Annotated in this window: 9 protein-coding genes; 3 read left to right on the top strand and 6 right to left on the bottom strand. The window is 62.1% G+C overall.

Annotated elements, in window-relative coordinates; translation table 11 throughout:
- Positions 1 to 59: 59 nt before the first annotated feature.
- Both G5380_RS00190 and G5380_RS00185 read left to right on the top strand, forming a co-directional pair.
- Positions 60 to 692 (top strand): trimeric intracellular cation channel family protein, encoded by a 633-nt coding sequence (locus G5380_RS00190; protein WP_129503709.1) that lies wholly within the window; start codon positions 60 to 62, stop codon positions 690 to 692.
- Between the two features lie 99 nt (positions 693 to 791).
- Positions 792 to 1,184, top strand: coding sequence for a hypothetical protein (locus tag G5380_RS00185; protein ID WP_042053183.1), 393 nt, complete (start codon positions 792 to 794; stop codon positions 1,182 to 1,184).
- Between the two features lie 72 nt (positions 1,185 to 1,256).
- On the opposite strand, the gene thiI is transcribed toward G5380_RS00185, so the two are convergent.
- On the bottom strand, positions 1,257 to 2,705 hold the full coding sequence (thiI, locus tag G5380_RS00180) for a tRNA uracil 4-sulfurtransferase ThiI (protein ID WP_421352173.1): 1,449 nt from the start codon (positions 2,703 to 2,705) through the stop codon (positions 1,257 to 1,259).
- A 177-nt stretch (positions 2,706 to 2,882) separates the two neighbouring features.
- Between thiI and G5380_RS00175 the strand changes: the two genes are divergently transcribed.
- Positions 2,883 to 3,848 (top strand): hypothetical protein, encoded by a 966-nt coding sequence (locus tag G5380_RS00175; RefSeq protein ID WP_266133825.1) that lies wholly within the window; start codon positions 2,883 to 2,885, stop codon positions 3,846 to 3,848.
- Positions 3,849 to 3,903: 55 nt separating this feature from the next.
- On the opposite strand, the gene G5380_RS00170 is transcribed toward G5380_RS00175, so the two are convergent.
- The 5 genes from G5380_RS00170 to G5380_RS00150 all read right to left on the bottom strand — a co-directional run bounded on the left by G5380_RS00170 (position 3,904) and on the right by G5380_RS00150 (position 14,287).
- Positions 3,904 to 4,152, bottom strand: a complete 249-nt coding sequence (locus G5380_RS00170; protein ID WP_081043467.1) for a hypothetical protein — start codon at positions 4,150 to 4,152, stop codon at positions 3,904 to 3,906.
- 122 nt (positions 4,153 to 4,274) lie between these two features.
- On the bottom strand, positions 4,275 to 6,695 hold the full coding sequence (gene pbpC / locus G5380_RS00165; RefSeq protein WP_421352172.1) for a penicillin-binding protein 1C: 2,421 nt from the start codon (positions 6,693 to 6,695) through the stop codon (positions 4,275 to 4,277).
- A complete protein-coding gene (locus G5380_RS00160) occupies positions 6,673 to 11,559 on the bottom strand; it encodes an alpha-2-macroglobulin family protein (RefSeq protein ID WP_421352171.1) in 4,887 nt (1,628 codons plus the stop codon). Before G5380_RS00160 ends, pbpC begins: the two co-directional genes overlap by 23 nt.
- 165 nt (positions 11,560 to 11,724) lie before the next feature.
- Positions 11,725 to 12,384, bottom strand: coding sequence for a DedA family protein (locus G5380_RS00155; protein ID WP_005353037.1), 660 nt, complete (start codon positions 12,382 to 12,384; stop codon positions 11,725 to 11,727).
- 214 nt (positions 12,385 to 12,598) lie between these two features.
- Positions 12,599 to 14,287 (bottom strand): FAD-dependent oxidoreductase, encoded by a 1,689-nt coding sequence (locus G5380_RS00150; protein WP_058058105.1) that lies wholly within the window; start codon positions 14,285 to 14,287, stop codon positions 12,599 to 12,601.
- Positions 14,288 to 14,318: the final 31 nt, after the last annotated feature.

Below are 14,318 nucleotides of genomic sequence, written 5' to 3'. Positions count from 1 at the left end.
TGGGCTCTCCAGCCCCTAAAATCGCGGCCCCATCAACAATTTGGCGTGAGTTGTTTTCCATGCAGACACTGGTTGAGCAGATTGTTTACATCAGCGACATGTTTGGTACTGCGGTATTCGCGTTTTCAGGGGTTCTGGTGGCGGGCCGGCTCAGAATGGACGGATTTGGCGTCATGGTGTTGGCGGCAGTCACCGCCATCGGCGGTGGCACCATCCGCGACATGATCCTGGGAGCAACCCCGGTGTTCTGGGTTCGCGATCCTCTCTATATCTGGGTGGTCATTGCAACGGCGCTGATCGGGATGTGGATGGTCAAACTGCCCCGCAGAATGCCCTGGTATGTACTGCCCGTCGCGGATGCCTTCGGGTTGGCCCTCTTTACGGTGATTGGGGCGCAAAAAGCCCTCAACTTCGGTACCCCGGGACTGATCGCCGTGCTGATGGGGACCATGACAGGGGTAGCAGGCGGCATGATCCGTGATGTACTGGCCAGGGAAGTGCCTATGGTGTTGCAAAAAGAGATCTATGCAACAGCCTGCATTTTGGGCGGAATCCTCTACACCCTGGCACTGGAGGCGAACATGGACAGAGTAACCGCCATGCTCATCTGTATGACAGCCGTGTTCGGTTTGCGGGTAGCTGCTATCTACTGGCACCTGTCGCTACCAACCTTCTCGCTGCAACGCAACTGAAAGCACACCCGCAGTGGAATATGGCTCTGTGGGTTGTGCGTTGAACCAAATGGGCTTTTCTGTTGTCATAGAAGCAGTCGTTGTTAGCCGGATATTCTCATGCACAAAATCGGTATGCTTACCACTCTCCTCCTTGCGAACGTGACAGCAGCACATGCCGAAGCACAAGCCGTTTTTGGACGACTGGCATCGGCGCCAGTGCAGCAGTTCAACCAGCAGATACGTCAGGCGAACGAGCTACATCAGAAATGGGTCAATGACTACCGTGAGGTAGCACTTCGTTTTGTCGGTCATAGTGACATCCCCAGTCGCATCCATGCACAGCAACTGGATAATGATCTGGTACTCTCGGTTGCCCTCGATGGCAGCAAGAACGACATGCTCTATATCCTGACTCTCTATCGCAGCGATAACCTTTGGCAAATGAGGGGAGCGGAAATGGGTTGGCGTTGCCTGGGGGAGCACTCCTTCACTCCCGTTCCCTGTCCATAAATCCAAGCTCCGAGCTATAAAACAAAAATCCGGCACATTGGCCGGATTTTTTATGGGAGATTGAGCGTCAAATTACGGACGGTAAACTTTGACGTTGGCAAAGCCTTTCTCTTTCAGGTAAAGCGCCTGCAGCTTGCTCATCACGCCGCGATCGCAGTAGAGCAGGTAGGTCTTCTCTTTGGGCAGATCGCCAAAGGCGGTGGCCAGCTTGAAGAAGGGGATATGCAGTACTTCACGACCTTCCACCACCAGCGGCTTCTCGTCGTGTTCGTCGGCAGAGCGGATATCCAGGATCACCTCGTCAGCGCCCAGCACCAGGGTGGTTTCCACCTCTTGCACTTCAGCAGCAGTCTCTTCACCGATACGACGGATATCGAGGTAACGGGCCTCGGAGACCACCTTGTCCAGAATGGAGAAGTCAAAATTGGCCTCTTCCTCTTCAATGCGGGAGAGCTCGGCCTTCACAGTCGGCTTTTTGGAGATGACCCCACAATACTCCGGCATGGTCTCGGCGAACTCCAGGGTGCCGATGCGGCGGGCTTCACTGATGATATCCGGCTTGTCCCAAGTGATAAGCGGGCGCAGGATCACCTTGTCGGTGACCCGGTCGATCACGTTCAGGTTGGTGAGAGTCTGGCTGGATACCTGACCCACACACTCGCCGGTCACCAGCGCCGGGATCTGGAACTCATCGGCCACCTTGGCGGCAGCACGCATCATCATCCGCTTGAGCACCACGCCCATCTGACCGTTGTCGATCTTCTCGAGGATCTCGGCAACCACCGGCTCGAAGTCCACAGCGGTGAAACGTACCCGGTGGGAGGAGCCGAAACGGTTCCACAGGTGGTAGGCCACCTGCTTGACGCCGATTTCGTGGGCAGCACCGCCCAGATTGAAGAAGCAGTAGTGCACGCGGCAGCCGCGCTTGATGAACTGGAACGATGCCACGCCGGAGTCAAAACCGCCGGAGAGCAGGCTCAGCACATCTTCCTGGGTCGCGATGGGCATGCCGCTCAGGCCCTGATGGATGGCGCTGACAATAAAGAGCTCTTCGCCGTCGATCTCGAGGTTGATCTTCACATCCGGGTTCTTGAGGCGCACACCATTGCTTTCGCAGTGCTGGTTCAGTCCACCGCCCACATAGCGCTCAATCTCGAGAGAGGAAAACTCGTGCTTGCCGTGGCGCTTGGCGCGCACGCAGAAGGTTTTGCCCTTGAGCTGGTCGCCCCACACGGCTTTCACCTGCTCGAAGATGTCGTGCAGATCGGTAAACTTGCTGGCTTGTACCTCGAGGAAGGCCTGAATGCCGGGAATGCAGGCCAGGGCTTCGATTGCCTGCTCGCGGAACTGGTCATTGCGGGAGCTCACGATCAGCTTGTCCCAATCCATCCGTACGCGGGCATCGTCGTCGAAGCGGCGCAGGACATTGCGGATATTGCCCTGCAGGATCTTGATAAAGCGCTGGCGAACCGACTTGCTCTTGATGGTGATTTCCGGGAACAGCTTGATAATGAACTTCATGGTAATGACTCGGGTGACCTTGATTTAAGGGCGCGAATTATATCAGAACTTTGTGGCCAGCGCCTACTGGATGAGCGTTTGCTCACATTCCCCCACGCAGTGTTTGCCGTGCAGCGCCAATCTTGCGTATATTCCCGACCCTGCGCCTCGCCAGATTTTTGACAACAGACTGATCCGATGAAGACCTATATCTACTACCCCGGCATGGAGGTACGCGACGAGCTCTGGCTCAAATTTGCCCTGCTCTATCTGGAGCGGCTCGCCTTCGTCTTCACCGTCAGTGAAAAAAGTGGCCTCACCACCCTGCTCGATACCCTGCAACAGCAGACCGATCTGCTGGCCGAGCGGCCCGATGCCGCCTTCTTTGCCGCCATCACTCCACAGTTGGAGAGCCAGATCAGTGGCCTGGTGGCCCCCGATTTCGTCCGCCACAAGGTGTTTGGCAACAAGGAGCTGATTGGCCGCTGGCGCCAGGGCGCCAACCACGACTGCTTCTGCCCGGATCAGGCGGGGCTGGAGCGGCTGCACGGCTTTTGCCTGACTCACGGCTTTGCAACCCGGGATGAGGGAGGGATCAGAATGGCGCGGCGCTTTGCCAACCTGCTCTCCATGCGCCTCGCCCGTGAGTGGGCACTCGCCAATGACGGGGCGCTCATTACCGATCACGACTATCTCGACCGCCTGCTCCATCTGCTGGAATCCCGCTACCACAACCGGGGCGGGCAGGATTGCTTCCATCTCGAGATCCCGTTGCAAGTGCCCACTCACCTGGCCGACATTCCGTTTGCAGAGCTGATTGCCCTGCGCGGGCGCAGCGGATTTCGCCAACAGCTGGCCGAATTTCATCTGGCCCTCGACAACCTGCTCGCCATGCTGGGCAGCGGCTATGCCGACCCGGCGGCCCAGACTCGCTTTGAGCAGGCTCAGCAAGGGCTCAATCAACTGCTGGGGCCCGAGACCCTCAGCATGCCACTCACCACCCTGGTCAGCACCAGCCTGCCCGCCGTAGCCATGCTCCACCAGTTAAAGGCGAGCCACCCCGAAAGCAACCTCATCTTCCATCCCATCAAGAAGAGCCACTTTCACCAGCGCAAGAGCCAGCACTTCTTCACCCGGCTCGGCCATCTGCGCCAACCGGGCTGAATTGGCGGAATGAAAAAGGGGTTGGCATCTGCCAACCCCTCTCGTTATCTGCGGCCTACCAATCATCACCACGATGATTGGCCCGCTCTTGCGCCTGCCTGCGCGCCTCCATCGCCCTGTCACGGCGGATATTGGCAGGGGTACAGGCAAACTGTTTCTGATAGCAACGCGCAAAACTCTCGGAAGCAGGTTCGAAAGGTGAATAGAACCCGGTACGTTCAGGAGAAACATGGTGATCACCATGATTGGTTGTGGCACAACCCGAACTCATCAGCACCAGCAAGGGACACAGAACACGCAGCAAAAGAGAACTCCCGATTGGATTTGAATGAATTCGTAATTATTCACAAATTAATTCATCCAATCAAATATTGATGTATTTCAAATAGTTAATTACATTCACCTCAATGGCTGTCGGCAAAACGATCAACGGGTGATGGTGCTGGCATCACTGTCAGGATGCACCACGCGAAACTCGATACGATCGCTGTTGCCCGCTTCATCCACCACCACCAGCTGATAACGACCCGCCACACTCAGCACCTGATCCCCGTCCCAGCGCAGCCGCTGACCATTGAGAAACCAGGCAGACTTGCCGACACCGCCGAGCACCTTGGGCTGCAACCGATAGCGCTGGCTGCGAATGAGGTTGCCCTCCCCCAGCGCCACAATGCGAATGGGGGCCTGCAGCTCGGCGCTCTGCCCTTCCCCAGCACAACCACTTGCAAGCAGCGCCTGTCGTCGCTCGCCGGAGGACCGCCAAGGCTCCAGCGACAACGGCCAGAGCGCCCGAAAACCGGATTGCGCCGCATCCTGGCAGCGGGCCAGGGTCGGCTTGCCTTCGGCAGTGAGTGCCACCTGTCGCAGCGGCGAGGGCCAATCCATGGGATCCGGCAAGGTGGGTGGATCGCGATCTTCCAGCAACCAGGCGCTCTGTCGCTGCAAACAGGTTTCAGGCAGGGTTGCGCTCGCCTTGCGCCCCAGCGGCCAGCAGATCTCGGCTTCGCTCACCGTGTTGGGTTGTGCCGGCAGAGAGCTGTTGTCAGCCAGCCGTGAGTAGACCGAGAGCAGCAGCGGCACCGCTGCGCTCTGGCCGTAAAAACCGGGCAAAGGGGTGCCGTCGGGGCGCCCAAGCCAGACGCCGATAGTCCAGCGACCGGAGACCCCCATCGCCCAGCTGTCGCGATAGCCATAGCTGGTGCCGGTCTTCCAGGCCAGTCGATTGACCCGGCCGGTTGCCTCACTGGCAAAAGGCTGATCCGCCCGGCCCTGCGCGCTCAATATTTGCCAGATGATCCAGGCCGCTCCCGGGCTCAGCAAGGGGCGCGACACCGCCTGCTGCCCCGCCAGCCAAACCGGCATCGCCACCTGCCCCTGCCGGGTCAGCGCACTGTAGAGCGCCACCAGCTGCTCGAGTCGAATGCCCGCCGCCCCCAGCGCAATGGCCGGATTGGGTTTGTCAGAGAGCGCCAGCCGCACCCCGGCGTTGTCGAGGCGGCTGACCAGCTTGTCGGGCCCGAGCGCCTCCAGCACCTGCACCGCCGGCACGTTGAGGGATTGCTGCAGCGCCTGGGCCAGGGTCACCGGCCCCTGAAAGGCACCGGAGAAATTGGCGGGACGATACTCCGAGCCTAGTCTCGGTGCATCGGAGAGCAGGGAGGCCGAGTGCACCAACCCTTCATCCATGGCCAGACCGTAGATAAAGGGCTTGAGGGTGGAGCCGGGAGAGCGGATCGCCTGCACCATGTCAAGGTAACCGTGGCGGCGCAAATTGCCATACTCGGCGCTGCCCACATAGGCGCGCACCGCCATGGTTTTGTTGTCTACCAAGAGCAACGCCGCTGAGGTCTGCTCGGGGAAACGACGGATATAGCTCGCCACCCGTCCCTCCAGCCAGCGCTGCAGATCGCCGTCGATAGTGGTGTGCACCAGCGCCCCGGCCTGATGGTCGGCGGCGAGGCGGGCAAAGAGCGGCGCCTCCATCGGCGTGAAGTGACCGCGGGCCAGCACCGGCTCGATACGTCCCTCCAACCACACCTGTTCGGGCCAGACACCCTGAGCCACCAGCCGCTGCATTACCTTGTCACGGGCGGCGCGGGCCCGCTCGGGATGCCGGTCCGGCCGGTTGCGGCTGGGGGCCTGCGGCAGCACCGCCAACAGCGCCGCCTCGGCATAGGTCAGCTTGGTGGCGCTCTTGCCAAGGTAGGCAAAACTTGCCGCCTGCACCCCCTCCAGGTTGCCGCCAAACGGCGCCCGGTTGAGGTAGACGGTGAGCAGGGTGCGCTTGTCGAAGTGCCACTCCAGTTGCAGCGCACGCGCCATCTGGCGCAGCTTGCCGGGCACGCTCCTGTGGTAGGGCTCGATAAGGCGCGCCACCTGCATGGTGAGAGTCGAGCCGCCCGACACAGCCCGCCCATAGCGCAGCCACTGCCAGACCCCGCGCACCATGGCCACCGGATTAACCCCGGGATGACGCCAGAAGTAGCGATCCTCGTAGCCGAGCAATGCCTCGATATAGCGGGGGGAGACCTGCTCCAGGGTCACGGGGTAGCGCCACACGCCGCTGGTATCGGCAAAGGCGCGCAGCGGCCGCCCCTTCATGTCGAGCACCACCCGTGCGTATGCAGGGTCGAGTGGCGGCGGCGGGAAGAGTCGATCCAGCGCCAGCAATGACAGCAGCAGTGCGACAACTCCCAGCACCGAGAAACGCAGCCAGCGCGGCAGGCGACCAAGCCAGCGCCAGCCTGCGCGGCCACTGCGACCCAGGCTCAGCCAACCACGCTGCCAAAAAGTGAGCGGGCGAACCCGCTCAAGGGAGGGAATGTTACTCAGAGATGAGCACCTCATGGATATCCTCACCCACGGCACGCAGCTCGGGGCGGTACATATCCTCCACCTGAGTCGGTGGCACCTGATAGCGACCCGGCGTCACCGCCCGCATCAGGTAGACCAGCTGCTGGTTGCTCCCCTCACTCAGATCCAGCGCCGCCGTATAGCGGTCGTCGCGAAACTCCTGATGCTTGAGATAGTCGTTCCATTCGCTCTGCCACGCCGGTTTCCCCTCAATGGAGAGCTCTTCGAGCTTGATGCTGTTGCCAAGGGCCGGGTTCTCCAGCTCGAAGCCAGCGGGCACCATCTCCACCAGCAGGGCATCGGGCACCGCCGATTCGCTACTGACGTTGAGCCGCACCACCACCAGATCGCCCACCTTCACCTTGGCGGGATCAAACGGCTGACCGTCGCTGTTGAACCAGCTGCGGGTCACGCTCATCCCCTTGCTGATCCGTGCCGGAGCCTGTTCGGGGTAACCAACCAGAGTGCGCTGCACATAGAGCGAGCCCTTGCCCTCGTTGGTGACGGTGCTCGCCGCCAGTGCCTCGGGGGCACCCTGCTGCAGCGGAGCCGAACCGCTCAGGGATCCACTGCCAAGAGAGGAAGTTACCCTGGCCTGCCAGTCGACGGCAGGATCGAAACGGGCGAGTCGCAACAGAGCAAGCCGCTCCTGAGTGCTGAGCCACTGACGATGTGCCAGGGTATCGGCTACCTTGGCGCTGAGATCAGGCCAGCGCTCCGCAGCCAGCTTGTGCTGGCGCAGCAAAGAGAGCTCAAGGGCCTGATCGCGCAGCGGCGAGCCGTAATCCCCCAGATAGTCATCACCGCGCTCGGTCGCCAATGCCCGGCTGAGGGCCTTGGCGGCGTTCTGCTCATCCCCCATGGCCGAGAGCGCCAGCGAGAGGTGCAAAAGCGGCAAACCTGAGCGGGCGTGATCGGCCTGCTGTTCCCAGATAAGGCGCAGGGTAGCGAGCGGCGCCTTGCCCACCCGGGCCAGCACATAGGCGCTGTAAGCCTGATAGGCCAACCGGCTGTGCTCGGGGGCACTGCTCCAGCGCTCACCATACTGACTGTCGGTGAGATAGTTTTGCAGCCGGTTCAGCGCCTGATTGAGCATCGCCTCCGGCACTGCGTCGCCCGCCTCCTTGCGCGCCAGCAGGTAGTCGGCGGCATAGGCGGTGAGCCACTGCTCCTCGTCGGAGCGACCATCCCACAGGCCAAAGCCGCCGCTGGGCAGTTGCAACCGCTGCAGCCGTTGCAGCAGGGCGCGTTGCACATCCGCCTCACTCGCCGCTTTCTTGCCCTCTGCGGGTTTGCTCCAGGCGGCCCGCTCATCCGCCGTGGTCAGCAAGTAAGGCCAGGCACGGGACAGGGTCTGCTCCAGACAGGCGTAGGGGTAGTCGGCCAGCGCCTGCCACTGGGCTGCCGGATCCCAGGGGGGAGTACCGGAGAGGCTGAGCAGCCCCTGCAGGTTGGTGCGATCCAGCCCGGCCAGCTCAGCTGATGCAAAGCTCATCTGCTGGCCGGGGGCCAGCATCTGGTAGCGCTGGCGAGTCTCGGCCGGCCAGGGGGAGCGCAGCGGCAGAGACCAATCGCGGCTGATGGCAAAATCCTTGCCGCTAGCCGCCAATTGCAGGCTCGCCACACCGCTCGCCCCGGTCACGGTGAGCGGCAGGGTCAGCCACTGCTCTTCGCCATTTTTCAGGGAAAGGGTGCTGGGCAGCTCACCGTTTGCCTTGAGCCCACCGTTCAGGGTCCAGGCAAGGGAGAGGGTCTGATCCTCGCCACTCATGTTGCGTAGCTGCACCAGCGCCCGGGTCTCATCGCCTCTGGCGCCAAAGCGCGGCCAGCCAATTTCGGCCACCAAGGGCGCTACTACCTTGACGGCGCGCTCGGCCTCGCCGACTTGCTGTTCGTTCCAGGCCAGCGCCATCAGCGCCAGCTCGCCGTTGAAGTTGGGCAGATCGAGCGGGATCACCGCCTTGCCGCTCTCATCAAAACTGACCTCGCCGCTCCACAGCGCTGCTATTTCGACCCGGCTCTCCAGCGCACCGCCCTTTTTCAGCGGCGCCCGATCGCCGCCGTAGTTGAGGCGGGCCAGCTTGCCATCCTGCGGCGGGATCACTTGCCCGTAGTTGTCGAACAAATCTTGGGCGAAGCGCTTGCGACCAAAGAAGATCTCGAACGGGTCGAGAGGCTGGTAGTCGCTGATATTGAGCACGCCCCGATCAACCGCCGCCAGCACCACCCGTCCCTGACTGTTGGGGGTGGAGGTGGCGGTCACTTCCAGCCGGGTGAGCGGCACCGCTTTATCAGGAGCGCTCAGGGTAAGCGGCAGACGGCGCTCTTCCCGATCCAGGGTGAGCGGCACCAGCCCGACCGAGCGCAGGCTCTGTCCCTGCTGGCTGCTGACCGGTTTGGAGGCGCTGTCTGGCGCGGCGATCTGGGCCGAGATATGCAGATCGTGGCGCTGCCACTCGGGACTGACCGGGATCTCGAACTCGCCGCGGGCATCCTTGGCATCGCCACCGGCGCCCTTGAGCTCGATGCGCTGCCACCAGCGCAGGCCGTCGCCATCTTCCACCAGCAGCAAGCCCTTGCCGGGGCGCGGCGCCACCAGCGTCACTTTGGCCTTGTCACCCGCCTGATAGGCGCGCTTGTCGAGGGTGATGGCAATCTTGTCGGGCCGTGCCTGCTCGCCACCACCGCCCCAGGCGTAACTGCCGATCTCTACCCGCAGGCTGGATTGATGGCCCTGACTGTTCTCCACCTCCAACCGGTACCAGCCCGCCGCCAGTTGCAGCGTGAGCGGGGTCGGCCCCTTGCCATCCAGCTGCAGGGTCTGCTCCTGCTCCAGATAAGGCTGGCTGTTGAACTCGTACTTCCACCCCTCCCCATCGGCGTAATGCCAGTAGTAGTCGCGGTACTCGTTGATAAGGCGCACCTTCACCGCCCCCGCCACCGGCTGGCCTTGCTCATCGAGGTTGAGGATCTGGAAGGGGAGCGGCTTACCCCCCTCTACCCGATCCGCCACGAAGTCGGCCTTGAGCGCCGGCCACTGGCTGCCCGCGGGCCAGCCATACTGGGTGCGGCTGCGATTGACGGCGCGGCCACCGGGCTCGGCGAGCGACACCCGATAGGCCACCTCCAGCGGCCCGAGGGCGCGCACCCCATCGAGTTCATCAGCAAGCGAAAAAGTCCCCTGCCCCTGCGCATCGAGGGTGAGATTCAGCGGCTCGAGATCCTTGGCCTGCTCGGCAAGCAGCACGTCACCCAAAGTGAACTCCTGCCACTGGGTAAAAGGCATGGTGGCGCGGCTGATCTTTACCTCCGCCTTGGCCTTGGTGGCACTGGCCGGCGCGCCGTAGAGATAGTCCCCCTGCAGTGGCAGGCTGAGGGCGGCGTCCAGACTCGTGACTTCCCCATCCGGCCCCTTGCCAAGCTGCAGTTTCAAGCGCTCTGGCAAAAACTCCTCCACCAAAAAGGGCCACTCGAAGCGACTGCCGGCGGCGGTCTTGAGGCTGATGGTCCAGCGCCCGAGCGGCGCATCATCCGGCAGACGCAGGCCGTAATGGGCGGCGCCCAAATTGTCCGGCAGCAGCCGCTTCTGTTCGAGCAGCTGGCCGTCCGGCTGCTTCACCTCCAGCTCCACCGCCATGCCCGGCAGCAGCTGGCCATCCTGCCCCTTGAGCAAAATCTCGCTGTCGAGCCGCTCGCCGGGGCGATAGAGATCGCGCCCACTGAACAGATACAACTGCTGGGCCTGCCAGGGCTGGGTGCCGAGATCGAAGGTGGAGAGATCGAGTGCCGCCCCATCGAGGCGCAGCACCGCCAGATGGTTGCCCTGTTCGGCCAGCAGCAAGCGAGCCCCCTGCACCTGATCGAAGCGGCGATGGCCCTGCGGATCGGTGGTTTGCACCTGCAGCCGGTTGCCTTTCTCGTCGAGCAGGGAGAGCTGCACATCCTTGAGCGGGTCGGCGCTGGCCAGGGAGCTCACGAACACCTCCAGCTGATCGCGGTAACGGCGGGCACTGAGCCCCATGTCGCTCACCGCGAAATAGGTGGTCTCCTTGCGCCAATCGTAGTTGCCAAGGGGCGACATCACCGCAAAGTAGACGCCAGCCTCAGCCAGCTGCGGCTCCTTCACATTGATAAGGCGGGTCTCGCGCCGGTTGGCATCGAGCTCCAGCGCATAGCGGCCGCTGAACACCCGCTTGGCCCGCTTGGTGATCTGTTCAAGCTCCCAGTTGCCCATGCCGGAACCGGGGCGATACTCGGCCAGGAAACGGGGCAGGTATTCGGCATCGACCCGAAAGAAGTCGATATTGACCTCATCCACATTGACCGCGCTGATGGGCAGGCGCAGCTCTTGGCGCAGCGGCAATACCATGCCACTGGCGGTAAAGGAGGCTCCCGCCTCCAGCGGCCGGGTCTTGAGGGTCCAGCTCTGGGGGGATGGGCCCAGCCCCGCCTTGAGGCTCACCTCATAGCTTTTATCGGGCTGCACGTTCGGGAAATAGAGGGTGCGACCATCGTCGGCGAGGATCCACTCCCCCTGCACCTGCTTGCCCCCTTCACTGACCCCGAGCCAGCTCTGCCAGTTTGCCTTCGGCGCCAGGGGGCCGGAGAAGACCAGCGCCAGCGCTGGCGCATCGCGGTATTGGCGGGCATTGGCCTGCACCACGGCGCTTGGGGCACCCGTTTCCTGCTGCGCGGCAGGCTTTGTAGTCGGCCCATTGGCGACAGGCTTGTCGGGGCCACAACCGGCCAACAGCAAACCGGCCAACCCGGATAGCAGCAGGGCCGACCAGCGGCGGCGCAGAGCGCCGGTTTCAGCGGTAGAGCGGTGAGAAGCAGAGGGAGAGTCGAAGAGGCGCATAGGTTCCATCCCGAGTTGGAGCGCTGCAAACGCAGCGTGGCTGGAAACAGGATAAGGCATCCTGCTCACCCGACACAAAGCTCATTACCCGAATGGGCACAATTCCGCCCCCCTGCAGCACGAGAACCCCCTTGCCCACTGATCCAGTGCGGCAAGGGTTGTCATCTAGTCGTGGCTGGTCTCGTTTTTTGCTCCGCCTTTGAACCAGCGAAACAGGATGGCCATGACGGCCGCCAGAAACAGCACCAGCGAGGTAATCAGCAGGGCCCGGGTCAACAGTTCGCTGTGGTGGAGAAAGAAGGGGGTATTCATCGCTAGCTTGCCCACCAAACTGAGGCAGAGCGCCCACATAAAGGCACTGGCAAAGCTGGCCACGCACATCCGCAGCACGCTCAGGCGGCCAATCCCCATCAGCATGGGGGTCAGCACCCGCACGAACGGGATAAAACGGGAGGAGAACATCGCCAGAAAACCGTACTTTTTCAGCAGCCGGGTCGCCTTGGGCAGGCTGTCGGGAGGCAACATCCGTTCGATATGATCCATAAAGCGGGTGCGCTGTAGGGCCCGTCCCTGCCAGTAGGCGAGCACGGAACCTATGCCTGCAGCCAACGGCAGATAGACAAGAGTCACTTCGGGGCCAAACACCCCCATGCCAACCAACCCACCGGCCAGCAGTACCAGGCTGTCCCCCGGCAGGGGCAGGAAGACGAATGCGGACTCCAGCAGCAGTACCAGCATCAGGCAACTGATCAGCAGGGGTACCGCCTGCATCTGAACCAGGGCGTCAAAATCCTGATGCCAAATGGCCATCAGCATATCCAGCATGTCACTCTCCCTACTACACGGTTCATCATGAACGAGGCAGGGGTTATAGCACCCATCCCCTGAACAAAACGTTAATTTTGTCCGGCACAGGAAATAAAGTGTGTCGAAATATTGCTGCAATTAGGGAATGCAAGGAGGGCGAAAAGCAGAAACAAAAAGCCCCTCATCTTGCACGCACAAGGGAGAGGGGCAAACAGGCACAGAAATAAAACGGTTACTCGGCGGTGGCCATCTGCCAGGTTTTGAAGCCGCCGGAGAGATTCTTCACTTTAAAGCCGAGCTGGCTCAGCAAGCGGCAGGCGACATGGCCGCGCAGCCCAACCTGACAGCTGATCAGCAGCTCTTTCTCTTTGGGCAACTCATGGAGGCGACCACGCAACTCGTCGAGGGGGATATGCAGCGCCCCCGGAATGCGGCCCAGCTTGTCGAGCTCCGGGCCATTGCGCACATCCACCACCAGCTGATGGGGGTTACGAGCCTGCACCTCGGCCACATGGCAGAGCAGGGTGTCCCCCTTCAGGTGGTTGCTTGCCACAAAGCCCGCCATGTTGATCACATCCTTGGCCGAGCCGAACGGCGGCGCATAGGTAAGCTCCAGATCCTGCAGATCAAACACGGTGAGACCGGCGCGCTGGGCCACTGCCAGCACGTCGATGCGCTTGTCGATGCCATCCTTGCCGATGGCCTGGGCACCGTAAATCTTGCCATCCGGGGCAAACAGCAGCTTGAGGCTGACCGGATGGGCGCCGGGGTAGTAACCGGCGTGGCTGCCCGGGTGGACATAAACCTTCTCGAACGGCAATCCCAGTTGCACCAGTCGCTTCTCGTTGAGGCCAGTGCTGGCCACCGCCAGATCGAACAGCTTGCAGATGGCGGTCCCTTGGGTCTTCTTGTAGGTTTCGCTTCGGCCCAGCATATTGTCGGCGGCGATGCGCCCCTGCCGGTTGGCCGGGCCCGCCAGCGGGATCAGCACAGATTCGCCAGTGACGAAGTCTATCTCTTCCACCGCATCCCCCACCGCGTAGATGAAGGGATCCGAGGTACGCATCCCGGCATCCACCTTGATGCCGCCCCGTGGGCCCAGCTCCAGCCCCGCCTTGGCGGCGAGCAGGGTTTCCGGCTTGACGCCGATAGCGAGGATCAAGAGACCGGTATCAAGATGGGAACCGTCATTGAGGGTCAGGCGCAGGCCACCGCTTTTGGCGGTCGGCACGGCGGAGGTCTTCTCGGCAGGCAGATCCAGACTTTCGATGGCGGTGAGGCCGGTGCGCAGGCGCAGGTCGATCCCCTCTTCCCGGATGCGGGCATGGAGCATGTTGGCCATCTCCTTGTCCACCGGAGCCATCACCTGATCGGCCAGCTCCAGCAGGGTGACATCCAGCTTGCGCTGATGCAGCGCCTCCATCATCTCCAGCCCGATAAAGCCGCCGCCCACCACAGTGACGTGGCGCGGCTGATCGTGGTGCAGGGCCGCCAGAATGCGATCCATGTCCGGGATATTGCGCAGGGTATAGACATGGGGGCTGTCGATACCGGGGAAAGGAGGACGGATCGGTGCCGCCCCCGGGCTCAGCAGCAGCACATCGTAATGCTCGCGCTGCTCTTCACCGGTTTGCAGGTTGCGCACCAGCAAGGTCTTGCCCGCCTTGTCGATCTCAATCACATCGTGGAAGACCCGCACATCGACGTTGAAACGGCGCTTGAAACTCTGGGGAGTCTGCAGCAGCAAGGCATCCCGGTCGGGGATATCGCCCCCGATGTGATAGGGCAGACCGCAGTTGGCGAAGCTGACAAACTCGCCCCGCTCGAACATCACGATCTCTGCCTCTTCACTCAAACGACGAGCGCGAGCCGCCGCCGATGCGCCCCCCGCGACACCACCGATAATCAGGATCCGTTTCATCTGCAAGACTCCTCATACATGATAATGGGCA

This window comes from Aeromonas sp. 604443 (assembly GCF_049170315.1).
GTDB lineage: Bacteria > Pseudomonadota > Gammaproteobacteria > Enterobacterales > Aeromonadaceae > Aeromonas > Aeromonas veronii_A.
This window is presented reverse-complemented; position numbering and strand designations above follow the sequence as displayed.